This window comes from Pseudomonas glycinis, assembly GCF_054871425.1.
Genome location: NZ_JBTYHF010000007.1, coordinates 162,117 through 182,269, shown reverse-complemented (window position 1 = coordinate 182,269; position 20,153 = coordinate 162,117). Strand labels below are relative to the sequence as shown.

The 20,153-nt window shown below is 61.0% G+C and carries 13 protein-coding genes; 4 read left to right on the top strand and 9 right to left on the bottom strand.

Features of this window, described 5'->3' with window-relative positions; translation table 11 throughout:
• Positions 1–141: 141 nt before the first annotated feature.
• Entirely contained in the window at positions 142–2,139 is a 1,998-nt protein-coding gene (locus ACYSTU_RS18065; RefSeq protein ID WP_499000567.1) for an alpha-1,4-glucan--maltose-1-phosphate maltosyltransferase, read from the bottom strand.
• 217 nt (positions 2,140–2,356) lie between these two features.
• Between ACYSTU_RS18065 and ACYSTU_RS18060 the strand changes: the two genes are divergently transcribed.
• Positions 2,357–2,515, top strand: a complete 159-nt coding sequence (locus ACYSTU_RS18060; protein WP_499000565.1) for a hypothetical protein — start codon at positions 2,357–2,359, stop codon at positions 2,513–2,515.
• Between the two features lie 140 nt (positions 2,516–2,655).
• Here ACYSTU_RS18060 and ACYSTU_RS18055 read toward each other — a convergent pair whose 3' ends face one another.
• Positions 2,656–3,168, bottom strand: a complete 513-nt coding sequence (locus ACYSTU_RS18055; RefSeq protein ID WP_016774631.1) for an MgtC/SapB family protein — start codon at positions 3,166–3,168, stop codon at positions 2,656–2,658.
• A gap of 123 nt (positions 3,169–3,291) precedes the next feature.
• Here ACYSTU_RS18055 and ACYSTU_RS18050 point away from each other — a divergent pair, with 123 nt between their 5' ends.
• The 3 genes from ACYSTU_RS18050 (at position 3,292) to mapR (ending at position 6,814) form a co-directional block, all read left to right on the top strand.
• A complete protein-coding gene (locus tag ACYSTU_RS18050) occupies positions 3,292–3,540 on the top strand; it encodes a DUF3203 family protein (RefSeq protein ID WP_016774630.1) in 249 nt (82 codons plus the stop codon).
• A gap of 195 nt (positions 3,541–3,735) precedes the next feature.
• Complete coding sequence (gene ccoG / locus ACYSTU_RS18045) at positions 3,736–5,166, top strand: cytochrome c oxidase accessory protein CcoG (protein WP_499000560.1); 1,431 nt, start codon at positions 3,736–3,738, stop codon at positions 5,164–5,166.
• 238 nt (positions 5,167–5,404) lie between these two features.
• Entirely contained in the window at positions 5,405–6,814 is a 1,410-nt protein-coding gene (gene mapR, locus ACYSTU_RS18040; RefSeq protein WP_499000558.1) for a GntR family transcriptional regulator MpaR, read from the top strand.
• 150 nt (positions 6,815–6,964) lie between these two features.
• On the opposite strand, the gene ACYSTU_RS18035 is transcribed toward mapR, so the two are convergent.
• The 7 genes from ACYSTU_RS18035 to tpx form a co-directional block, all read right to left on the bottom strand.
• Complete coding sequence (locus ACYSTU_RS18035; RefSeq protein WP_499000555.1) at positions 6,965–7,711, bottom strand: SDR family oxidoreductase; 747 nt, start codon at positions 7,709–7,711, stop codon at positions 6,965–6,967.
• 119 nt (positions 7,712–7,830) lie between these two features.
• Positions 7,831–9,912: a putative bifunctional diguanylate cyclase/phosphodiesterase gene (locus ACYSTU_RS18030; protein ID WP_024012869.1), complete on the bottom strand. Its 2,082-nt coding sequence runs from the start codon at positions 9,910–9,912 to the stop codon at positions 7,831–7,833.
• Between the two features lie 299 nt (positions 9,913–10,211).
• Complete coding sequence (locus tag ACYSTU_RS18025) at positions 10,212–11,684, bottom strand: efflux transporter outer membrane subunit (RefSeq protein ID WP_110603396.1); 1,473 nt, start codon at positions 11,682–11,684, stop codon at positions 10,212–10,214.
• Positions 11,681–14,788, bottom strand: coding sequence for an efflux RND transporter permease subunit (locus tag ACYSTU_RS18020; RefSeq protein ID WP_125916193.1), 3,108 nt, complete (start codon positions 14,786–14,788; stop codon positions 11,681–11,683). The genes ACYSTU_RS18025 and ACYSTU_RS18020 overlap by 4 nt, the downstream gene beginning before the upstream one ends.
• A gap of 112 nt (positions 14,789–14,900) precedes the next feature.
• The gene (locus ACYSTU_RS18015; RefSeq protein WP_425643467.1) at positions 14,901–17,993 is read right to left on the bottom strand and encodes an MdtB/MuxB family multidrug efflux RND transporter permease subunit; all 3,093 of its coding nucleotides are present in this window, start codon (positions 17,991–17,993) and stop codon (positions 14,901–14,903) included.
• Positions 17,990–19,294, bottom strand: coding sequence for an MdtA/MuxA family multidrug efflux RND transporter periplasmic adaptor subunit (locus ACYSTU_RS18010; RefSeq protein ID WP_499000550.1), 1,305 nt, complete (start codon positions 19,292–19,294; stop codon positions 17,990–17,992). The genes ACYSTU_RS18015 and ACYSTU_RS18010 overlap by 4 nt, the downstream gene beginning before the upstream one ends.
• 174 nt (positions 19,295–19,468) lie before the next feature.
• Positions 19,469–19,969, bottom strand: coding sequence for a thiol peroxidase (gene tpx, locus ACYSTU_RS18005; RefSeq protein ID WP_016774621.1), 501 nt, complete (start codon positions 19,967–19,969; stop codon positions 19,469–19,471).
• Positions 19,970–20,153: the final 184 nt, after the last annotated feature.

Genomic DNA, 20,153 nt, shown 5'->3' with positions numbered 1-20,153 from the left:
ACTCCTGTTGAATACTTTATGGGCGTCCCACGACGATCGTTCCCACGCTCTGCGTGGGAATGCCGCCATGGACGCTCTGCGTCCGCTTTGGGACGCGGAGCGTCCCGGGATGCATTCCCACGCAGAGCGTGGGAACGATCATTACGTGGCGCTGATCCGCCAAATCCCGAACGGCTGATACGCCGGGTCAATGCGCATGAACTGATATTTGCCGTGCCAGTCCCAGCGATGGCCGTTCATCAAATCTTCGCCATGGGTGGTGGCATCGTCCGGCAGGCCCATTTCCCACAGCGGCAATTCGAAATTCGCTTCCTGCACGTTATGCGGATCGAGGCTGACCGCGACCAGGATGAAATTGCTGCCATCGGCGCTGCGCTTGCCGAAGTACAGAATGTTGTCGTTCCAGGCGTTGTAGATTTTCAGCCCCAGATGCGTGTGCAGCGCCGGGTTCTGCCGGCGGATGCGGTTGAGCTGAGCGATCTCGGCAATGATGTTGCCCGGCGCGGTGAAATCGCGGACACGGATCTCGTATTTCTCCGAATCCAGGTATTCCTCTTTGCCCGGCACCGGCGCCGATTCGCACAATTCGAAACCGGAATACATGCCCCACAGCCCCGAGCCCATAGTCGCCAGCGCCGCGCGAATGAGGAAACCGGGACGCCCCGACTCATGCAAAAACGCCGGATTGATGTCCGGGGTATTGACGAAGAAGTTCGGCCGGTAGCATTCGCGCCACGGCGACTGATTCAGTTCGGTGAAGTATTCCGCCAGCTCGGCCTTGGTATTGCGCCAGGTGAAATAGGTGTAGCTCTGCGAGTAACCGACCTTGCCCAGACGCGCCATCATCGCCGGCGTGGTGAAGGCCTCGGCGAGGAAGATCACTTCCGGATACAGCGTGCGCACATCGGCGATCAGCCATTGCCAGAACGGCAGCGGTTTGGTGTGCGGGTTGTCAACGCGGAAGATTTTCACGCCTTCCTTGACCCAGCCGACGACGATGTCGCGCAACTCGACCCACAGGCTCGGAATCGCGTCCGGCGCATAGAAGTCGACGTTGACGATATCCTGGTATTTCTTCGGCGGGTTTTCGGCGTATTTGATCGTGCCGTCCGGGCGCCAGTTGAACCAGCCCGGATGCTCCTTGAGCCACGGGTGATCCTGAGAACACTGGATGGCGAAATCGAGAGCGATTTCCAGGCCATGGTCGGCGGCGGCGGCCACCAGGCGGCGGAAATCTTCACGGGTGCCGAGTTGCGAATGTATCGCCTCGTGACCACCCTCCTCGCTGCCGATCGCGTACGGGCTGCCGGGATCGTCCGGGCCAGCGGTCAGGGAATTGTTGCGGCCCTTGCGGTGGGCGCGGCCGATCGGGTGAATCGGCGTGAAGTACAGCACATCGAAGCCCATGTCCTGGATCATCGGCAGACGCGAGTGCACATCGTTGAAGGTGCCGTGACGCTGGGGATTGTCGGTGATCGAGCGCGGAAACAGCTCGTACCAACTGGCGAACTCGGCGAGTTCGCGCTCGACGTCCATGGGGAATTCCGCGCTGACGCTGAGGTAGGCCCGGTGATCGGCCTGAGCCATCAGCTCTGCACTGCGCGAGTGCAGAAACAGCGCAACCTGCTCGGTTTCGAGCAGACCGGACAATTCATGGTGCAGCGCGGCGAGCTGCTCGCTGAGCTGGCCTTCGCTGCGTTCGGCGGCCTGTTGCACCATCGTGCGGCCTTCCTGCAGTTCCAGAGAAACCGGCACCGCCGCGCTGTGCTTTTTTTCCAGTTCGTACTGGAAGCTGGCGAAATGGTCGATCCACGCTTCGATGCAATACAGGTAGCGGCCCTGTTCCTCGGGGCGGAACTGGCCTTGCCAAGTGTTGTTGCCCTGATCGGACATGACCTCGGTCTGCCAGGTTTCCTGGCCTTCCTCGCGCCAGCGGATGCGCACGGCGAGCTTGTCATGGCCGTCGGCAAAGACTTTGCTGGTCACCACCACTTCGCGCCCGGCAATCGATTTGGCGGCGAACTGGCCGCCGTCGAGAGTCGGCATGGTGTTTTCGATGACGATACGTGGCAGCAGCAACGCCTGCGACAGCGGCATGTGCGGGTTGTAACTCAGCTCTGAAGGTCTTTCAGCAGTCATTGAGCATCTCTCCTTAACGCCCCAAGGACGCTCTTGTGCCGGAACAGTATTCGCGACAAAGCGCCGGCCCTGTCATGAACTCACTTAGGTTCCGAGCAACCGGCGCGGGGAAAAGTTCAGATGAAATTAACAAGACAAACCTGCGGATCGAATTTGTCGTGGCCGGGTCAACTCACTTAAGCACGTCCCACGCCATGTGCCATACGGAGGTCACCTGATGAGCATCCCGATCCCGGCGGAAACGCCCGATCCGAACATCGACAAACCCACCCTGCCGGAGACCGAACCGCCACCGGTGCCCGAGCAAGAGCCGCCAGGCACCATGCCACCACCGAAAGAAGAGCCACCGAGCACGATGCCGCCGGTGATCGTCTGACCCCTGCCCCCTTGATCGTTCCCACGCGCAGCAAAGGAATGCAGCCCGGGACGCTCTGCGTCCCATCCAGAGCCGAACGCGGAGCGTCCGTTGAAGCATTCCCACGCGGAGCGTGGTAACGATCATCAGCCGGCGGGGAGTCAGAGGTGGTCGTTCTTGTCGACATCCTTTTCGAACACCCTCACCACGTACGGCATCACGCTGAAGATCGCCAGCGCCAGAATGGTACTGAGCAATGCCGTCGCTTCCTTGCCCAGCCCCGCCGCCACGCCGATCGCTGCCGTCATCCATAAACCCGCCGCCGTGGTCAGGCCTTTGACATGGGCCTCGTCGCCCTGTTGATTTTTCAGAATGGTGCCGGCGCCGAGAAAGCCGATCCCGGCAATCACGCCCTGCAAGACCCGACTCATGGCATCGGATTCTGCGCCCGAGGTCTGTGGCACCAATACGAATAGCGCAGCACCCAATGCCACCAGCATGTGCGTGCGAACGCCCGCTGCCTTGCCTTTATGCTCGCGCTCAAATCCGAGAATCCCACCGAGAATCGCCGCCATCACCAGACGTACGGTGATCCGGGTCATTTGCGAGGCGTCGCCGATATCGGCAAATTCGGCTTGCATCGTGGCCCATACTTCATCCCACCAGTCTTCCATCGTGCCTCCCTTGTTATTGGCTTGATAAGCGATGGACAACAGCGACCATTAATCGGTTGCGCAGAACGATCGGCGCGCTGCGCTTCCTAATATGCAGACCTCCCTGGAACAAGGACTGCCGCCATGCCCGTGCGAATCGATGAATCCAACCCCGAGCAGAAAGTGTGTTTTTTTACCGTCGAGCATGGTGAGGAAATTCGCATCTGCGACACACTCGAAGTCCTGACCGATAGCGACAAAGCCATGTCGTTCGTGGAAATCGAAGGCAAACGTACCTACATCACCGAAGCAGAAGCCGATGCCTTGACCGTCGCCGGGGCCAAGGACGGGCGCAAACATCTGAAGGCCGATGACAGTGATTCGGTGGTTTGATTGATCTCGATCAACACCCGTCGCAGACGCCTGCGATAGGCGTTTGCGCCTTGCCTGGCAGGTTGCTTCAAGTTGTCGCAGGCAGTGCGCCAAACCTCATCTGATCCGCTTTTTATTGCCAAACCTGAGTCTGTTCTGCAAACAGATCGGCGCTCATAGTGCATCGGCCTGATGGAGGCTGATGAGCGAACGAACATGAGCGAGCAAATCCCCGTCCGAACCGTAGAAGCATCGCCAACGATAAAAAGCGTACCCGCGCGCCCTTTGAAAGCGACCGCCGGATCCACCGACAAGCAGATCCATACCCGCAGTTTCACCGGCCTGTTCCGCAACTTGCGTATGAGCGGCGCCGGCGTTCTGTTTGTGCTGTTTTTCGGCACCGTGTGGCTGAACTGGGGCGGTCGGCAGGCGGTGCTGTGGGATCTGGCGGAAAGCAAATTCCACATCTTCGGCGCGACGTTCTGGCCGCAGGATTTCATTCTGCTCTCGGCGCTGCTGATCATTGCTGCGTTCGGACTCTTCGCCATCACCGTGTTTGCCGGTCGCGTCTGGTGCGGTTACACCTGCCCGCAGAGCTCGTGGACGTGGATCTTCATGTGGTGCGAGAAGATCACCGAAGGCGAGCGCAACCAGCGCATCAAACTGCAAGCGGCGCCATGGAGCCTGAACAAACTGGCGCGGCGTGCCGCCAAACACACGCTGTGGCTGGCAATCAGCGTGATCACCGGCCTGACCTTCGTCGGCTACTTCACCCCGATCCGGCCGCTGGCCGAAGAACTACTGACCCTGCAGATCGGTGGCGTCAGTCTGTTCTGGGTGCTGTTTTTCGCCGCCGCCACGTATATCAACGCCGGTTGGCTGCGTGAGGCCGTGTGCATGCACATGTGCCCGTATGCGCGGTTCCAGAGTGTGATGTTCGACAAGGACACGCTGACCATTGCGTATGATGCTGCCCGTGGCGAAAACCGTGGTCCGCGCAAGCGTGATGTGCGCCCGGTAGAAGCCGGTCTGGGTGATTGCATCGACTGCCAGTTGTGCGTGCAGGTCTGCCCGACCGGCATCGACATCCGCGATGGCTTGCAAATGGAATGCATCGGCTGCGCAGCATGCATCGACGCCTGCGATTCGATCATGGACAAAATGCATTACCCGCGCGGCCTGATCCGCTACAGTTCCGAGCGCGAATTGCAGGGCGGCAAAACCCATCTGCTGCGTCCGCGTTTGATTGGCTATACGGCGGTGTTGTTGGTGATGATCGGAGCGTTGGCGCTGGCATTGATCGAGCGGCCGATGGTGTCGCTGGACGTGACCAAGGATCGCGGGTTGTTCCGCGAGAACGCTCAAGGCCAGATCGAGAATATTTATTCGCTGAAAGTGATCAACAAGACTCAGCAACGGCAGGATTACCGGTTGAGTCTGGTTGATGGCGACGGGTTTGAGTTGCAGGGCAAGACGGCATTGAGCCTGGCGCCCGGGGAGATTGTCGATGTGCCGGTGTCGGTGGCGATGACCACTGAGCGCCCGGCGAGCAGTTCGCAGACATTGAGTTTCAGGATTGAAGACAGTGACGAGCCGCAGGTATACAGCGTGGCGAAGAGCCGGTTTGTGGCGCCGATGAATCGTTGAGGAACTGGCACTGCTGCCCTCACCCCAGCCCTCTCCCGGAGGGAGAGGGAGCCGACCGAGGTGTCTGTCGCTATGCATCGACCTGAAAGACCGAGTCGATTATGGATTCGGCAAAGCACTGTCAGGTCGGCGTATTTCATCAGCATCCCCCAATCAGTCCCCTCTCCCTCTGGGAGAGGGCTAGGGTGAGGGCTCCTTCCCTGACACCCCACAAAATCAAGTCCACCAAGGCCCACCGATGAAACGCTACGAAAAATTCGCCGACGACATCGCTGAACTGATCCGCTCCGGCGTCCTCGGCCCTGGCCAGCGGGTACCGTCGGTGCGCTATGCCAGCCAGGCTTACGGGGTCAGCCCGTCGACCGTGTTCCAGGCCTATTACCTGCTCGAACGTCGTGGCCTGATCCGCGCCCGGCCGCGCTCCGGATACTTCGTCAACGCCCATACGCCGAGCACATTTTCCGAGCCGGTGATCAGCAGCCAGGTCAACGAATCCACCGAGGTTGACGTCAGCGAACTGGTGTTCTCGGTACTCGATTCGATCAAAGATCCCAATACCGTACCGTTCGGCTCGGCCTTCCCCAGCCCGACCCTGTTCCCGCTGCAACGCCTGTCGCGCTCCTTGGCCAGCGCCGCGCGGGAGATGGATCCGCGCATGGTCGTCACCGATATGTCGCCGGGCAACCCGCAACTGCGCCGGCAGATTGCCCTGCGCTACATGGTCGGCGGGCTGATGCTGCCGATGGAAGAGCTACTGATCACCAACGGCGCTCTCGAAGCGCTGAACCTGTGCCTGCAAGCAGTGACCGAGCCCGGCGATCTGGTGGCCATCGAGGCCCCGGCGTTTTATGCCTGCCTGCAAGTGCTGGAGCGCCTGAAGCTCAAAGCCGTGGAAATCCCCGTGCACCCGCGTGACGGCATCGACCTCGGCGTGCTCGCGCAAACTCTGGAACGCCATACGATCAAGGCCTGCTGGTGCATGACCAGTTTCCACAACCCGATGGGCGCGACCGTGCCCGAGGCGAAGAAACAGGAACTGGTCGAACTGCTGCGTCAGCATCAGGTGCCGTTGATCGAGGACGACGTCTACGCCGAGCTTTATTACGGGCAACAGGCGCCAAAACCGGCCAAGGCTTTTGATACCGAAGGATTGGTCATGCATTGCGGCTCGTTCGCCAAAAGTCTCGCCCCCGGCTACCGCATCGGCTGGGTGGCGGCCGGGCGTTTCGCGCAGAAAATCGAACGGCTCAAGCTGATGACCTCGCTGTGCGCTTCGATGCCGGCGCAAGCGGCGATTGCCGATTATCTGCAACACGGCGGCTACGATCGGCATCTGCGCAAACTGCGTTATGCCCTGGAAGAACAGCAGAGCGCGATGCTCGCGGCAATTGCTAGGTATTTTCCGGCGCAGACCCGCGTCAGCCAGCCGGCGGGCGGCTACTTTCTGTGGCTGGAATTGCCGGAGCAGATGGATTCGCTGAAGCTGTTCCAGATGGCCCTGGCACAAGGCATCAGCATCGCGCCGGGGCCGATATTCTCGCCGACCCAGCGTTTCAGGAATTGCATTCGCTTGAATTACGGCAGCCCGTGGGCCGAGGAATCGGAAAAGGCCATGGAGACGCTGGGGCGGATTGTGCGGTCGTTCTGATGATTCTGTGCTGTTTGCACCGGCCTCATCGCTGGCAAGCCAGCTCCCACATGTATCTTCGACATATACAGAATCTGATGAGGCCGCAGAACCTGTGGGAGCTGGCTTGCCAGCGATGAGGGCCGCACTTTTAGCGAAAATCTTTCGGCCTTACCGCCCACCCCCCAAATCAACAAACGTCCCGGTCGCATACGATGCCTTGTCCGACAGCAACCAGACAATCGCCTCCGCCACTTCATCCGGCCGCCCGCCCCGGGCCATGGGAATCGCCGATTCGAGCTTGCTGACCCGATCCGGGTCGCCGCTCAGGGCATGGAAGTCGGTATAGATGTAGCCCGGACGCACGGCATTGACGCGAATGCCCTCACCCGCGACTTCTTTCGACAGACCGATGGTGAAGGTGTCGAGCGCGCCTTTGGATGCGGCGTAATCAACGTACTCATTCGGCGAACCGAGGCGTGCCGCGACCGAGGAGACGTTGACGATGCTGCCGCCCTGCCCGCCGTGTTTGGGCGACATGCGCAGGATCGCGTGCTTGGCGCAGAGGATCGGCGCCAGCACGTTGGTTTTCATGATTTTGAGGATGCGGAATTCGGACATTTCATCGACCCGCGACTTCTGCCCGACGGTGCCCGCGTTGTTGACCAGCGCGGTGACCCGGCCCAGTTCGGCGTCGACGCGCTGAAACATCGCGATCACTTCGTCTTCGATGCTGACATCGGCGCGGACCGCGATGGCCTGGGCGCCCAAGGCGCGAACCTGCTCTAGTACGTTGTGTGCTGCCTGCTCATCCGACTGGTAGTTGATGCAGATCCGGTAGCCCTGGCCGGCTGCCAGCAATGCCGTAGCCGCGCCGATTCCGCGCCCGCCACCGGTGATGACAATGACTTTATCCATGCTGGCCTTCCCCCACGTGCACACGTAACAGTCGGGGGAAGAATAACTGCGATTGGCGGGTTTTGCATGTGGCGCCTATTCGGGCGCCTTCGCGAGCAAGCTCGCTCCCACAGGGTCTTTCAGACCACCGCCAGCCGTTGCCCGCGCACGATGTCCTGCATGAAGCGCTCCGCCGGCATCGGGTGGCCAAGCAGATAGCCCTGCAGCGAGTCACAGCCCAGTTTGGTCAGGAAATCCTGTTGCGCGCCGGTCTCGACACCCTCGGCGACAATCCGCAAGTCCAGCGCCTGCCCCAGCGCAACAATCGCCGAGACGATCGCCGCATCATCGCTGTCGTGCTCCAGATCACGGACGAAACCACGGTCGATCTTCAGCTCATTGGCCGGCAGGCGCTTGAGGTACATCAGGCTGGAATAACCGGTGCCGAAGTCGTCGATCGACAGGTCGACGCCCATGTCCGACAGCTCTTGCAGGACGGTCATGCTCGCGTCAGCGTCGCTCATCGCTGTGGTTTCAGTGATTTCCAGGGTCAGGCTGTTGGCCGGCAAATGGTGGGTCGCCAGCGCCTTGGCCACGCTTTGCACCAGCCCGGCATGGCAGAACTGCAAAGCCGAGAGGTTCACGGCAATGCGCCAGTCGGTGTAACCGAGCACGTACCATTCGCGCATCTGCCGGCAGGCTTCATTAAGCACCCATTCGCCCATCGGAATGATCAGCCCGGTTTTCTCCGCCAGATCGATGAATTTATCCGGCATCAGCATGCCATGCAGCGGATGCTTCCAACGCAGCAGCGCTTCGGCACCGACGGGGCGACCGTTGGCGGCGTCGAATTTGGGTTGGTAATGCAGGCAGAACTGGTTGTGCTCGATGGCCGCGCGCAGGTCCTGCAACAGTTGCAGTTGTTTGCGCGCGTTGGTGTTCATCGACGCATCGAAGAAGCTGTAGCCGTTTTTGCCGCCGCCCTTGGCGTGGTACATCGCGGCGTCGGCGTTCATCAGCAGTTCCTGGGCGTTGGCGCCGTTGCCCGGATACAGGGCAATGCCGACGCTGGCGGAAATCTGCAGATCATGCTCGGCGACGCGGAACGTGCGACCGATCAGGCCGACCTGACGCGCAGCCAGGCTCAAGGCGTCATTGGGCTCGCTCAAGCGCACCAGCAAAACGAATTCATCGCCACCGATCCGCGCCAACGTGTCCTGGCTGCGCAGGTCTTCACGCAGACGCGCGCCGACCTCGCGCAGCAATTGGTCACCCATGTGATGGCCGAATGCGTCGTTGACCGGTTTGAAGCCGTCGAGGTCGATGAACATCAAGGCGAAGCAGCCGCCCTGCTCTTCAACTTTTCTGATTGCCTGATTGATGCGGTCGTCGAGCAACATGCGATTGGGCAGGCTGGTCAGCGGATCGTGCAAGGCCAATTGGGTGAGTTCGCGATTGGCCACCGTCAGCGAGTGCGCCAGATCAGCGGTGCGCGCTTCGAGGCGGGCATCGAGAATCGAGGTCAACAGGGCAATCGACAGCACCGCCAGCGTGGTGACCACGACCAGACTGTCGAGACCATTGCCCTTCAAGCCATTGAGTGTCGCGCCGCAGAAACTGCCGTCAGGAAATTGCGCAGCAGCCATGCCGGTGTAGTGCATGCCGACAATCGCCACCCCCATGATCACCGCCGCGCCGGCACGAATCAGCCGCACATAGGGCGAATGCTGGCGCAGACGAAAGGCAATCCACAATGCCGCTGCCGAGGCGCCGACGGCAATCAGCAGGGAGGCGCTGAACAATGTCGGGTCGTAATCAATGCCCGGGGTCATGCGCAGCGCGGCCATGCCGGTGTAGTGCATGGCGCTGATGCCCGCTCCCATGATCAACGCACCGAAGGCCAGTTGCGCCAGTGGCAGTTTCGGTTGGCTGACCAGCCACAACGCAAAACCGCAGGACAGCACCGCGATCAGCAGCGACAGCGCAGTCAGGGTGAAGTCATAGCCCAGGTCGATCGGCAATTTGAAGGCGAGCATGCCGATGAAATGCATCGACCAGACGCCAACGCCCATCGCCAACGCCCCGCCCGCCGTCCAGAAATGCACGGCCCGGCCTTTCGCCGTGGCGATGCGCCCGGTGAGATCGAGCGCCGTGTAGGAAGCCAGAATGGCCACGCACAACGAAATGAAAACCAGGGTGAAGGAGTAGCTGCCGATGAGCATGGACGTTCTCGTGACAAGCCGAAACCGTACTGCTTCCATTCTCGGTCGGGCAAATGCGGCGATTGTACTGATTGCGCGAAATAACGCACTGACAAAGTAACCAAATTGCCATCAAGCCGATGAAACGCTTGTTCGATCGTCCTACAAGGCTCTGCGGTGGGCTTTAACCTAAGCTGAACTGGCTGATGACGATCGTTCCCACGCTCTGCGTGGGAATGCAGCCGGGGACGCTCCGCGTCCCTTTCAAAGCTGAACGCGGAGCGTCCGGTGAGGCATTCCCACGCAGAGCGTGGGAATGATCATCGGGTGTTGTCGCTGACGTCCAGTTGGCCGTCCCAGCCGCCGCCCAGTGCGGCGATCAGTTGCACGCTGGCAATCAATCGACTCTGCAGAATATTCAGCACACTACGTTCGTTACTCAGCGCCGTGGCCTGCACCACTACCACATCGATATAGGCAATCAGCCCGGCCTTGTACTGGTTTTCCGTCAGGCGCAGGGAATCGCGGGCAGCATCCAGCGCTTCCTGGCGCACTGCTGCTTCGTCTTCATACACCTTGAGCTGGACCAGGTAGTTTTCCACTTCGCGGAAACCGTCGAGAACGGTCTGGCGGTAGCGGGCGACGGTTTCGTCATAGGCCGCCTCGCTGCGGTCGACCTCGGCCGAACGAATGCCACCGTCGAACAGCGGCAAGGAAAGCTGCGGGCCGACCGACCAGAAACGGTTCGGCAGGCTAATCAGGTTTTTCGAGGTACTGCTGCTGTAGCCGCCGCTCAGGCTCAGGGTCAGGTCCGGGTAATACGCGGCTTTCGCCACGCCGATGTTGGCATTGGCGGCAATCACCGAGCGTTCGGCCGAAGCGATGTCAGGACGGCGTTCCAGCAATTGTGAAGGCAAGCTCAGCGGTACCTGCGGCAGATTCGGGATGCTCTGGCTTTCGGCAATGCTGAAGTTGGCCGGTGCTTCGCCGGTCAGTACGGCAATAGCGTTTTCAAACTGTGCGCGCTGCCAGATCAGATCGACCAGATCGGCCTGGGTACTTTTCAATTGGGTTTGCGCCTGCGCCACCGCATCGCGCCCGGAAACCCCGGCGCGGTACTGGTTCTGGGTCATTTTCAGCGAGCGTTCATAAGCGGCAACGGTGGCCTCGAGCAGACGCTTCTGCTGATCGATGACGCGCAGTTGCAGGTAGTTCTGCACCAGTTCCGATTGCTGACTCAGACGCATCGCTGCCAGATCGGCAAAACTCGCCTGAGCGTTGGCCTCATCCGCCTCCAGGCCGCGGCGCAGTTTGCCCCAGACATCGGCTTCCCAACTGACGCCCAGTTGCGCGTTGTAGGTGTCGCGGATGCCGCTTGAGGAACTGCTCAGGCTCGAACTGCTGCTACCGGTGCCCTGACTCGAGCGGGTCTTGCCCAGACTCAGGTCGACGCTGGGGTAAAACGCCCCACGCGCGCTGCGCACCAAAGCCTGCGCCTGACGAAACTGCGCTTCAGACTGGGCGACGGTCTGGTTGGAGCTGTTGAGTTTTTCGATCAAGGCGTTGAGCTGTTGGTCGCCGTACAACTCCCACCAGGCGCCACGGGCCAGCGAGTCGCTGGGATTGGCCTGACGCCAGCCTTCGGCTTCCTTGAACTGAGCGATTTCGGCAGTTTGCGGCCGCTGGTAGTCCGGGCCGACTGCGCAAGCGCTGAGCAGCGCCACGCACAGTGACAGGCTCAACAGGCGCGAGCCGCGAACGGTGGCCAATTGGAGAAGCGAACGGTCAGTCATAGCGGAGTTTCCAGAGCGGCGTCAGTGCGCACGCCACGCCATTTGTTGAAGCGATGGCGCAGCTTGTCGAGATATAGGTAAACCACCGGGGTGGTGTAAAGGGTCAGGACCTGGCTGAACACCAGGCCGCCAATGATGGTCAGTCCCAGCGGCTGGCGCATTTCCGCACCCTCGGCACGGCCGAGCAGCAACGGCAAGGCGCCGAGGATCGCCGCCAGCGTGGTCATCAGAATCGGTCGCAGGCGTTGCAGACAGGCGCTGCGGATCGACTCCAGCGGCGACAGGCCCTGATGACGCTCCAATTGCAGCGCCAGATCGATCATCAGAATGGCGTTCTTTTTCACCACGCCGATCAGCAGGAATATCCCCAGCAGGGAAATCAGGCTGAACTCGCCCCCCAGTGCATAAATCGACAGCAACGCGCCGACCCCGGCCGAGGGCAAAGTCGAAAGAATGGTCAGCGGGTGGATGTAGCTTTCATACAGCACACCGAGCACCAGATACACCGCCAGCAACGCACCGAGGATCATGAACGGCTGGCTCTTCTGCGTGGCCGCGAAGGCGTCAGCGGTGCCGGCCATTTTCGCGATCACATCCTCCGGCAGGCCGACCTTGGCGATCGCCCGTTCAATGGCGGCACTGCCCTGCTCCACGGTCACGCCTTCGGCCATGTCAAAGGAAATGCTTTCGGACGCGAACTGGCCTTCATGACTGACCCGGTCGTTTTCCAGGCTGTTTTCGTAATGGGCGAACGTCGACAGCGGCACCCGCGCACCGTCAGCGGTTATCACCTCGACCTGCTTGAGCGTCACCGGATCCTGGGCGTATTTCGGATTGACCTCCATCACCACCTGGTACTGGTTGAGGCTGTCGTAGATCGTCGAAATCTGCCGCTGGCTGTAGGCGTTATTGAGCACCGCGGTGACCATGTTCATGTCGACCCCCAGGCGTTTGGCCTGATCCCGGTCGACAATCAGCGTCACCTGTTGCGCCCCGGCACCTTCGCGGGCATCGATGGCGGTCAGCTCGGGCAAGGCACGCAACGCGGTGACCACTTTCGGGAACCACTTGCGCAGCTCGGCGAGGTCGCCGCTCTGCAGAATGTAGGTGTATTGCGAACTGGTCTGCTCGCGACCGCCACCAAACTGCAGATCCTGGTCGGCCATCAGCATCAACTGCGCCCCTGGCACCTTGGGCATTTCCTTGCGCAGACGTTCGATGACTTTCTGTGCCGACAGCTGGCGTTGCTTGATCGGTTTCAGGCGCACGATCATGAAGGCGTTGTTGGTGCCGTTGTTGCCGCCGATGAACCCGGCCACGCTTTCCACCGCATCATCCTTGAGTACGGCGCGGCGGAAGGTTTCCATTTTCGGCTGCATGACGTTGAACGACAGACCGTCGTCGCCACGCACGAAACCGATCAACTGGCCGGTGTCCTGTTGCGGCAGGAAGGTTTTCGGCACCACCACATAAAGCGCAATGTTGACGCCAACGGTGAGCAGCAGACTGAACAATGTCAGACGCCGATGACGCAACACCCAGTCGAGGCTGGTGGCGTATTTGCCGACCATCCAGTCGTTGGTCTTGTGGCTCCAGCGTTGCAAGCGGTTTTCCTGGCCCGGCGTGTGCGGCTTGAGCCAGCGCGCGCAGAGCATCGGTGTCAGCGTCAGGGAAACTACCAGCGACACCACGATTGCCGCCGCCAGGGTGATGGAAAATTCGCGAAACAAGCTCTCGACCAGCCCGCCCATGAACAGGATCGACAGGAACACCGCCACCAGCGAGACGTTCATCGACAGCAGGGTAAAGCCGACTTCCTTGGCGCCGAGGTACGCGGCCTGCATCGGCTTGACGCCTTCGTCGATGTGCCGGGAAATGTTTTCCAGCACCACGATGGCGTCGTCCACCACCAGACCTGTGGCGAGAATCAGCGCCATCAGCGACAGGTTGTTCAGCGAGAACCCGTACAGGTACATCACCGCAAAGGTACCGACCAGCGACACCGGCACCGCCAGGGTCGGGATCAGCGAGGCGCGGAAGTTACCCAGAAACAGGTACACCACCAGCACCACCAGGGCGACAGCGATCAGCAAGGTCATCTCGGCTTCATGCAGCGTGGCCTTGATCACTGGCGAGCGATCCATGGCCAGATTGAGTTTGACGCTGGCCGGCAGCACCGCTTGCAGCGCGGGCAACTGCGCCTTGATCTCGTTGACCGTCTCGATGATGTTGGCGCCGGCCTGACGGTTGATCACCAGCAATACCGCCGCGTCGTCGTTGAAGAAACCGCTGTTGTAACGGTCTTCGACGCCATCGCTGACTTTCGCCACATCCCTGAGACGCAATGCGGCGCCGTCGGCGTAGTGAATGATCAGCGACTCATAATCCTTGGCTTTCTCCAACTGGTCGTTGGCCTGGATCTGCCACAGGCGCTCGCCGTCCTCGACCGAACCCTTGGGCCGGCGCACGTTAGCGTCGGCAATGGTCTTGCGCACATCGTCGAGGGCCACGCCGTACTGGTTGAGGGCCTGCGGTTCGAGCTCGATGCGCACCGCCGGCAGCGAACTGCCACCGATCTGCACTTCACCGACGCCCTGCACCTGCGACAGGCTTTGCGAGAGGATGGTCGAGGCCAGATCGTAGAGCTGGCCTTTTTCCAGCACATCCGAAGTCAGCGACAGCACCATGATCGGCGCCTGCGACGGGTTGACCTTTTTATAGGTCGGCATGCTGCGCATCCCGCTTGGCAGCAGATTGCGCGAGGCGTTGATCGCCGCCTGCACTTCCCGCGCCGCGCCGTTGATGTCGCGGTCGAGGTCAAATTGCAGAATCACCCGCGTCGAACCCTGACTGGAACGGCTGCTCATGGTATTGACGCCGGCAATTGCACCGAACGACCGCTCCAGCGGCGTCGCCACCGTCGAAGCCATCACCTCGGGACTGGCGCCCGGCAGACTGGCCTGGACGACGATCACCGGGAAGTCCATCTGCGGCAGCGGCGATACCGGCAACAGACCGAAGCTGACCCCGCCGAGCAACATGATTGCCAGGGAGAGCAGCATGGTTGCCACGGGGCGTTTGATGAAAGGGCCGGAGAGGTTCATAGCGTCGAGCTCCAAGCTGCAAGCTGCGAGCTACAAGCTGTTCCTGCGCGCGCAGGCTGCTGTTTTCTTGCAGCTTGAAGCTTGCAGCTTGCAGCTGCTTTCACCACGCCGCTCACACCACCTCTCCCGCGACAGGCTTGGTCCAACGCCGCCCCAACCGATCAAAAGCCAGGTAAATCACCGGCGTGGTGAACAGCGTCAACACCTGGCTCACCAGCAAACCGCCGACCATCACCAGACCCAACGGCTGACGCAGTTCCGCGCCAGACCCCGTGGCCAGCATCAGCGGCACTGCGCCGAACAACGCCGCCAGCGTGGTCATCAGAATCGGCCGGAAGCGCAGCAGCGCCGCTTGATAGATCGCCTCCGCCGGGGCCATGCCCTGGGTGCGTTCAGCGTCGAGGGCGAAGTCGATCATCATGATCGCGTTCTTCTTGACGATACCGATCAGCAGGATGATGCCGATAATCGCGATCATGCCCAGGTCGTTGCCACTGAGCAGCAACGCTAGCAAGGCACCGACTGCGGCGGACGGCAAGGTCGAAAGAATAGTGATCGGGTGGATGTAGCTCTCGTAAAGCACGCCCAGCACGATGTACATGGTCACCACCGCCGCCAGAATCAGCAGCAAGGTACTCGACAGCGAAGCCTGGAACGCTTGCGCCGCGCCCTGGAACTGAGTCTGCACGCCGACCGGCATGCCGATGTCCTGCTGCACCTGCTCAATGATGTCCACGGCATGCCCCAACGCCACGCCCGGCGCGAGGTTGAACGACATCATCACCGCCGGGAACTGGCCGATGTGGGTGATCGCCAATTGCGCCTGACGCTCTTCGACATGCGCCAGACTCGACAAACGCACCTGCGCGCCGTCGGTAGTCTTGACGTGAATCTGATCCAGCGCCTGCGGGCCGATCTTCTCCCCGGCCTGGGCTTGCAGCACCACGCGGTACTGGCTGGCCTGGGTGTAAATGGTCGAAATCTGCCGCTGGCCGAACGCGTCGTACAGCGCATCGGTGATATTCGCCACCGACACGCCAAGGCGCGATGCGGCGTCACGGTCGATCACCAGATAGACCTGCAAGCCTTTGTCCTGCAGATCACTGGCCACGTCGGTCAACTCCGGACGCTGCGCCAGGGCTTCGACCAGACGGCCGCTCCACTGGCTGAGCAATTCGGAGTCCGGCGAAGACATGCTGAACTGATACTGGGTGCGACTGACCCGATCCTCGATGGTCAGGTCCTGCACCGGCTGCATGAACAGCCGAATGCCGACCAGTTTGTCCAGTTGCGGTTGCAGGCGGGAAATCACTTCGCTGGCGGTCAGATCGCGCTCGCCGTGGGGCTTGAGGTTGATCAGCAAGCGGCCGCTGTTGAGCGTGGCGTTGTCGCCGTCGACGCCAATGTAGGACGACAGGCTCTGCACCGCCGGATCTTCGAGAATGATCTTCGCCAGTTGCTGCTGCCGATCTCCCATCGCCGCGAAGGAGATCGACTGCGGCGCTTCGGAAATTCCCTGAATCACCCCGGTGTCCTGCACCGGAAAGAAACCCTTCGGCACGATCACGTACAGGAACACGGTCAACGCCAGTGTGCCGATGGCGACCAGCAAGGTCAGCGGCTGATGCTTGAGCACCCAGCGCAGCATCCGCCCGTATTCGTTGATCATCCAGTCGATGAACGCACCGCTGGCGCGGTAGAAACGGCCTTGCTCGTGTTCCTGCGGTTCACGCTTGAGCAGACGCGCGCACATCATCGGCGTCAGGGTCAGCGACACCACCAGGGAAATCAGGATCGCCACCGCCAGGGTGATGGCGAACTCGCGGAACAGGCGCCCTACCACGTCGGCCATGAACAGCAACGGAATCAGTACGGCGATCAGCGACAGGGTCAGGGAAATCAGGGTGAAGCCGATCTGTTTCGCGCCCTTGAGCGCGGCCTGCATCGGGCTGTCACCCTCTTCGATGAAGCGTGAAATGTTCTCGAGCATGACGATGGCATCGTCGACCACGAAGCCGGTGGCAATGGTCAGCGCCATCAACGTCAGGTTGTTCACCGAGAAACCGGCGAGGTACATCACGCCGAAGGTGCCGATCAGCGACAGCGGCACGGCAACCGAGGGAATGATCGTCGCACTGGCGCGGCGCAGAAACAGGAACGTGACCATGACCACCAGCGCGATGGCGATCAGCAGTTCGTGTTGCACGTCGGTGACCGAGGCGCGGATGGTCTGGGTGCGGTCTGTCAGCACAGTGACGTCGAGGCCGGCCGGCAGGTTGTCGGTGATGCTTGGCAGCAAGGCCTTGATGCGGTCGACCACTTCGATAACGTTGGCGCCTGGCTGACGCTGGATATTCAGCAACACCGCCTGATTCTGGTTGGCCCACGCGGCGAGACGCTCGTTCTCGGCGCCATCGACGATTTCCGCGACGTCCTTGAGGCGCAACGGCGCGCCGTTCTTGTAGGTCAGGATCAGATTGGCGTAGTCCTCGGGCGAGGTCAGTTGGTCGTTGGCATCGAGCATCGACACCCGGGTCGGGCCATCGAAGTTGCCTTTCGGCTGGTTGACGTTGGAGGCGCCGATCAGCGTGCGCACGTCCGACAGGTTGAGGCTGTTGGCCGCGAGCGCTTCGGGATTGACCTTGATTCGTACCGCCTGACGCTGGCCACCGGCGATGCTGACCATGCCGACGCCGCTGATCTGGGCGATCTTCTGCGCCATGCGCGTATCGACCAAGTCATTGAGCTTGGGTAGCAGCATGGTTTTCGAAGTGATGGCCAGGGTCAGCACCGGGGTGTCCGCCGGGTTGACCTTGTTGTACACCGGCGGCGCCGGCAGGTCGGTCGGCAGCAGGTTGGTCGCGGCGTTGATCGCGGCCTGCACCTGCTGTTCGGCGACGTCCATGTTGATGTCGAGGCTGAAACGCAGGGTCAGCACCGAAGCGCCGCCGGAGCTGGTCGAAGCCATTTGCGTCAGGCCCGGCATCTGCCCGAACTGGCGCTCAAGCGGCGCGGTGACGGCGCTGGTCATTACGTCCGGACTGGCGCCGGGGTACAGGGTCATGACGCGGATGGTCGGGTAATCGACCTGCGGCAAGGCCGAAACCGGCAGCAGGCGATAAGCGATCAGGCCGGCCAGGACAATGGCCAGCATGCTCAGGGTGGTGGCTACCGGACGGAGGATGAACAGCCGCGAAATGTTCATGCGCCCTTCTTGGCCTTTTCAGCGATGGTCGCATCGGGATTGGCGGCGGATTTGCCTTGCAGGTGTTCGGTCGGCGAGGTCGGCACTTCGCTGCTGTCATTGACCACTTCGACTTCGCTGCCCTCCTTCAGGCGATCGGTGCCTTCAAGCACAACGCGATCACCTGCGGCGAGGCCTTCGGTGACCACGGTGTTGTCACCGTCGCTGGCACCGATTTTCAGTTGGCGAATGGTGACTTTCCTGTCGCCGTCCAGCGCATAGACAAAGGTGCCATTGGTGCCGAACTGGATCGCAGCCGACGGCGCCAGCACTACACCTTTGAGCGTGTCGGCCAGCAAATGGACGTTGACGAACTGGTTGGGAAACAGGGACTGGTCGCGATTGTCGTAGCGGGCCTTGAACTTGAGGGTGCCGGTAGCGACGTCGATCTGGTTGTCGAGGCTTTGCAGCACGCCGGTGGCTTGCAGCTTGGTGTCGCCGCGATCCCACGCTTCGGCAGGCAACTTGGCGCCACTGCGGTAACGGGCCAGCACGGTGTCGAGGCTGTTTTCCGGCAAGGTGAAGGCCACGCTGATCGGTTGCGTTTGGGTGATCACCGCGAGGAACGTGGTGTCATTTGCGGCGACGAGGTTGCCGACGTCGACCTGGCGCAGACCGACGCGACCGGCAATCGGCGCGCGGATCTTGGTGAATTCGAGATTGAGCTTGGCGTCGTTGACCGCTGCCTGATTGGTCTTGACCGTGCCCAGATACTGCCCCACCAGCGCTTCGGCGGTGTCGAGGGTCTGTTTGGCGATGCTGTCTTCTTTATACAGCCCACGATAACGCTCGACGTCGACCTGGGCGTTTTTCAGTTGCGCCTGATTCTGCAGCAACGTGCCTTCGGCCTGGAGCAGAGCATTCTGGTAAGGACGCGGATCGATCTCGGCCAGCAGGTCGCCCGCCTTGACCATCTGCCCTTCTTCGAAATGAATCTTCACCAGTTCGCCGCCCACCCGGCTGCGCACGTTGATGGTATTGAGCGCGGTGACCGTGCCCAGTGCCTTGTAATACAGCGGGAAGTCGCCCTTCACCGCCGGCGCCACACGCACCGGAATCGGCCCGGTACCGCCGCCGAAGCCCGGCCGCATCATTCCCGAGCGCCCGGTATGGCCGGCGGCCGCTTTGTCGCCGCCCGCCTTGTCAGCAGAGCCGGTGGGCCAGAATTTCCAGCACAGGACAGCGATGACCAACAGGACCAGCAGGCTGATCAGCCAGCGACGGGATTTGCGGGGGGACGATTGCATGGAGTTATTGACCATTGGGCGCGTGGGCTTCTATTACGGGAGGCTGAACGATAAGCACTGAGTGGATTTAAGCAAAGCAGCTTTACCGGCAATTTACCTTCCACTTACGTTTCAAGGTGTGAGGCAAAACCCTGATACACAAATGAAAACGGCCTGGACAGGGCCAGGCCGTTAACAATTGTAAAAGCCTTACTTGAGAACGGACAGTGCCGCTTCGTAGTTAGGCTCTTCGGCGATTTCCTTGACCAGTTCGCTGTGCAGGACGGTGTCATTTTCGTCCAGCACCACAACCGCGCGAGCGGTCAGGCCTTTCAGCGGGCCGTCAGCAATGGCCACGCCGTAGTTTTCGATGAACTCGCTGCCCCGCAGGGTCGACAGGTTCTGTACGTTTTCCAGGCCTTCGGCGCCGCAGAAGCGCGCCTGGGCGAACGGCAGGTCAGCGGAGATGCACAGCACCACGGTGTTGCTGATGTCGTTGGCCTGGGCGTTGAACTTGCGCACGGAGGTGGCGCAGGTCGGGGTGTCGACGCTTGGGAAAATGTTCAGGACTTTGCGCTTGCCGGCGAAGTCTTTCAGGGTGACGTCGGACAGATTGCCGGCTACCAGGGAAAAGGCTGGCGCCTTGGAACCGGCTTGTGGCAACTGGCCGTTGACTTGAACCGGATTGCCTTTGAGGGTGACTTGAGCCATGACTTGAGTCCTTCTGTTTTTTGATTGGAAAGCATGCAAGAGGCGGAAGTTAACCACGAAATCGGCTGGCGACCTATGCCCCGTTGGAAATTGTTGGGCGCTCCACGGCGAGATTGTATACAAGTCCTGTGGGAGCGAGCCTGCTCGCGAAATCGGGTATCGATATCAGAAACGTGTGTCAACT

What these genes read in the sequence shown, in the direction of transcription:
- ccoG (WP_499000560.1), top strand. Translation starts at nt 3,736, where the DNA reads ATGAGCGAGCAAATCCCCGTCCGAACCGTAGAAGCATCGCCAACGATA.
- ACYSTU_RS18065 (WP_499000567.1), bottom strand. Translation starts at nt 2,139, where the DNA reads ATGACTGCTGAAAGACCTTCAGAGCTGAGTTACAACCCGCACATGCCG.
- ACYSTU_RS18020 (WP_125916193.1), bottom strand. Translation starts at nt 14,788, where the DNA reads ATGAACCTCTCCGGCCCTTTCATCAAACGCCCCGTGGCAACCATGCTG.
- ACYSTU_RS18015 (WP_425643467.1), bottom strand. Translation starts at nt 17,993, where the DNA reads ATGAACATTTCGCGGCTGTTCATCCTCCGTCCGGTAGCCACCACCCTG.
- ACYSTU_RS18055 (WP_016774631.1), bottom strand. Translation starts at nt 3,168, where the DNA reads ATGGAAGACTGGTGGGATGAAGTATGGGCCACGATGCAAGCCGAATTT.
- ACYSTU_RS18030 (WP_024012869.1), bottom strand. Translation starts at nt 9,912, where the DNA reads ATGCTCATCGGCAGCTACTCCTTCACCCTGGTTTTCATTTCGTTGTGC.
- ACYSTU_RS18010 (WP_499000550.1), bottom strand. Translation starts at nt 19,294, where the DNA reads ATGGTCAATAACTCCATGCAATCGTCCCCCCGCAAATCCCGTCGCTGG.
- ACYSTU_RS18035 (WP_499000555.1), bottom strand. Translation starts at nt 7,711, where the DNA reads ATGGATAAAGTCATTGTCATCACCGGTGGCGGGCGCGGAATCGGCGCG.
- ACYSTU_RS18060 (WP_499000565.1), top strand. Translation starts at nt 2,357, where the DNA reads ATGAGCATCCCGATCCCGGCGGAAACGCCCGATCCGAACATCGACAAA.
- ACYSTU_RS18025 (WP_110603396.1), bottom strand. Translation starts at nt 11,684, where the DNA reads ATGACTGACCGTTCGCTTCTCCAATTGGCCACCGTTCGCGGCTCGCGC.
- mapR (WP_499000558.1), top strand. Translation starts at nt 5,405, where the DNA reads ATGAAACGCTACGAAAAATTCGCCGACGACATCGCTGAACTGATCCGC.
- tpx (WP_016774621.1), bottom strand. Translation starts at nt 19,969, where the DNA reads ATGGCTCAAGTCACCCTCAAAGGCAATCCGGTTCAAGTCAACGGCCAG.
- ACYSTU_RS18050 (WP_016774630.1), top strand. Translation starts at nt 3,292, where the DNA reads ATGCCCGTGCGAATCGATGAATCCAACCCCGAGCAGAAAGTGTGTTTT.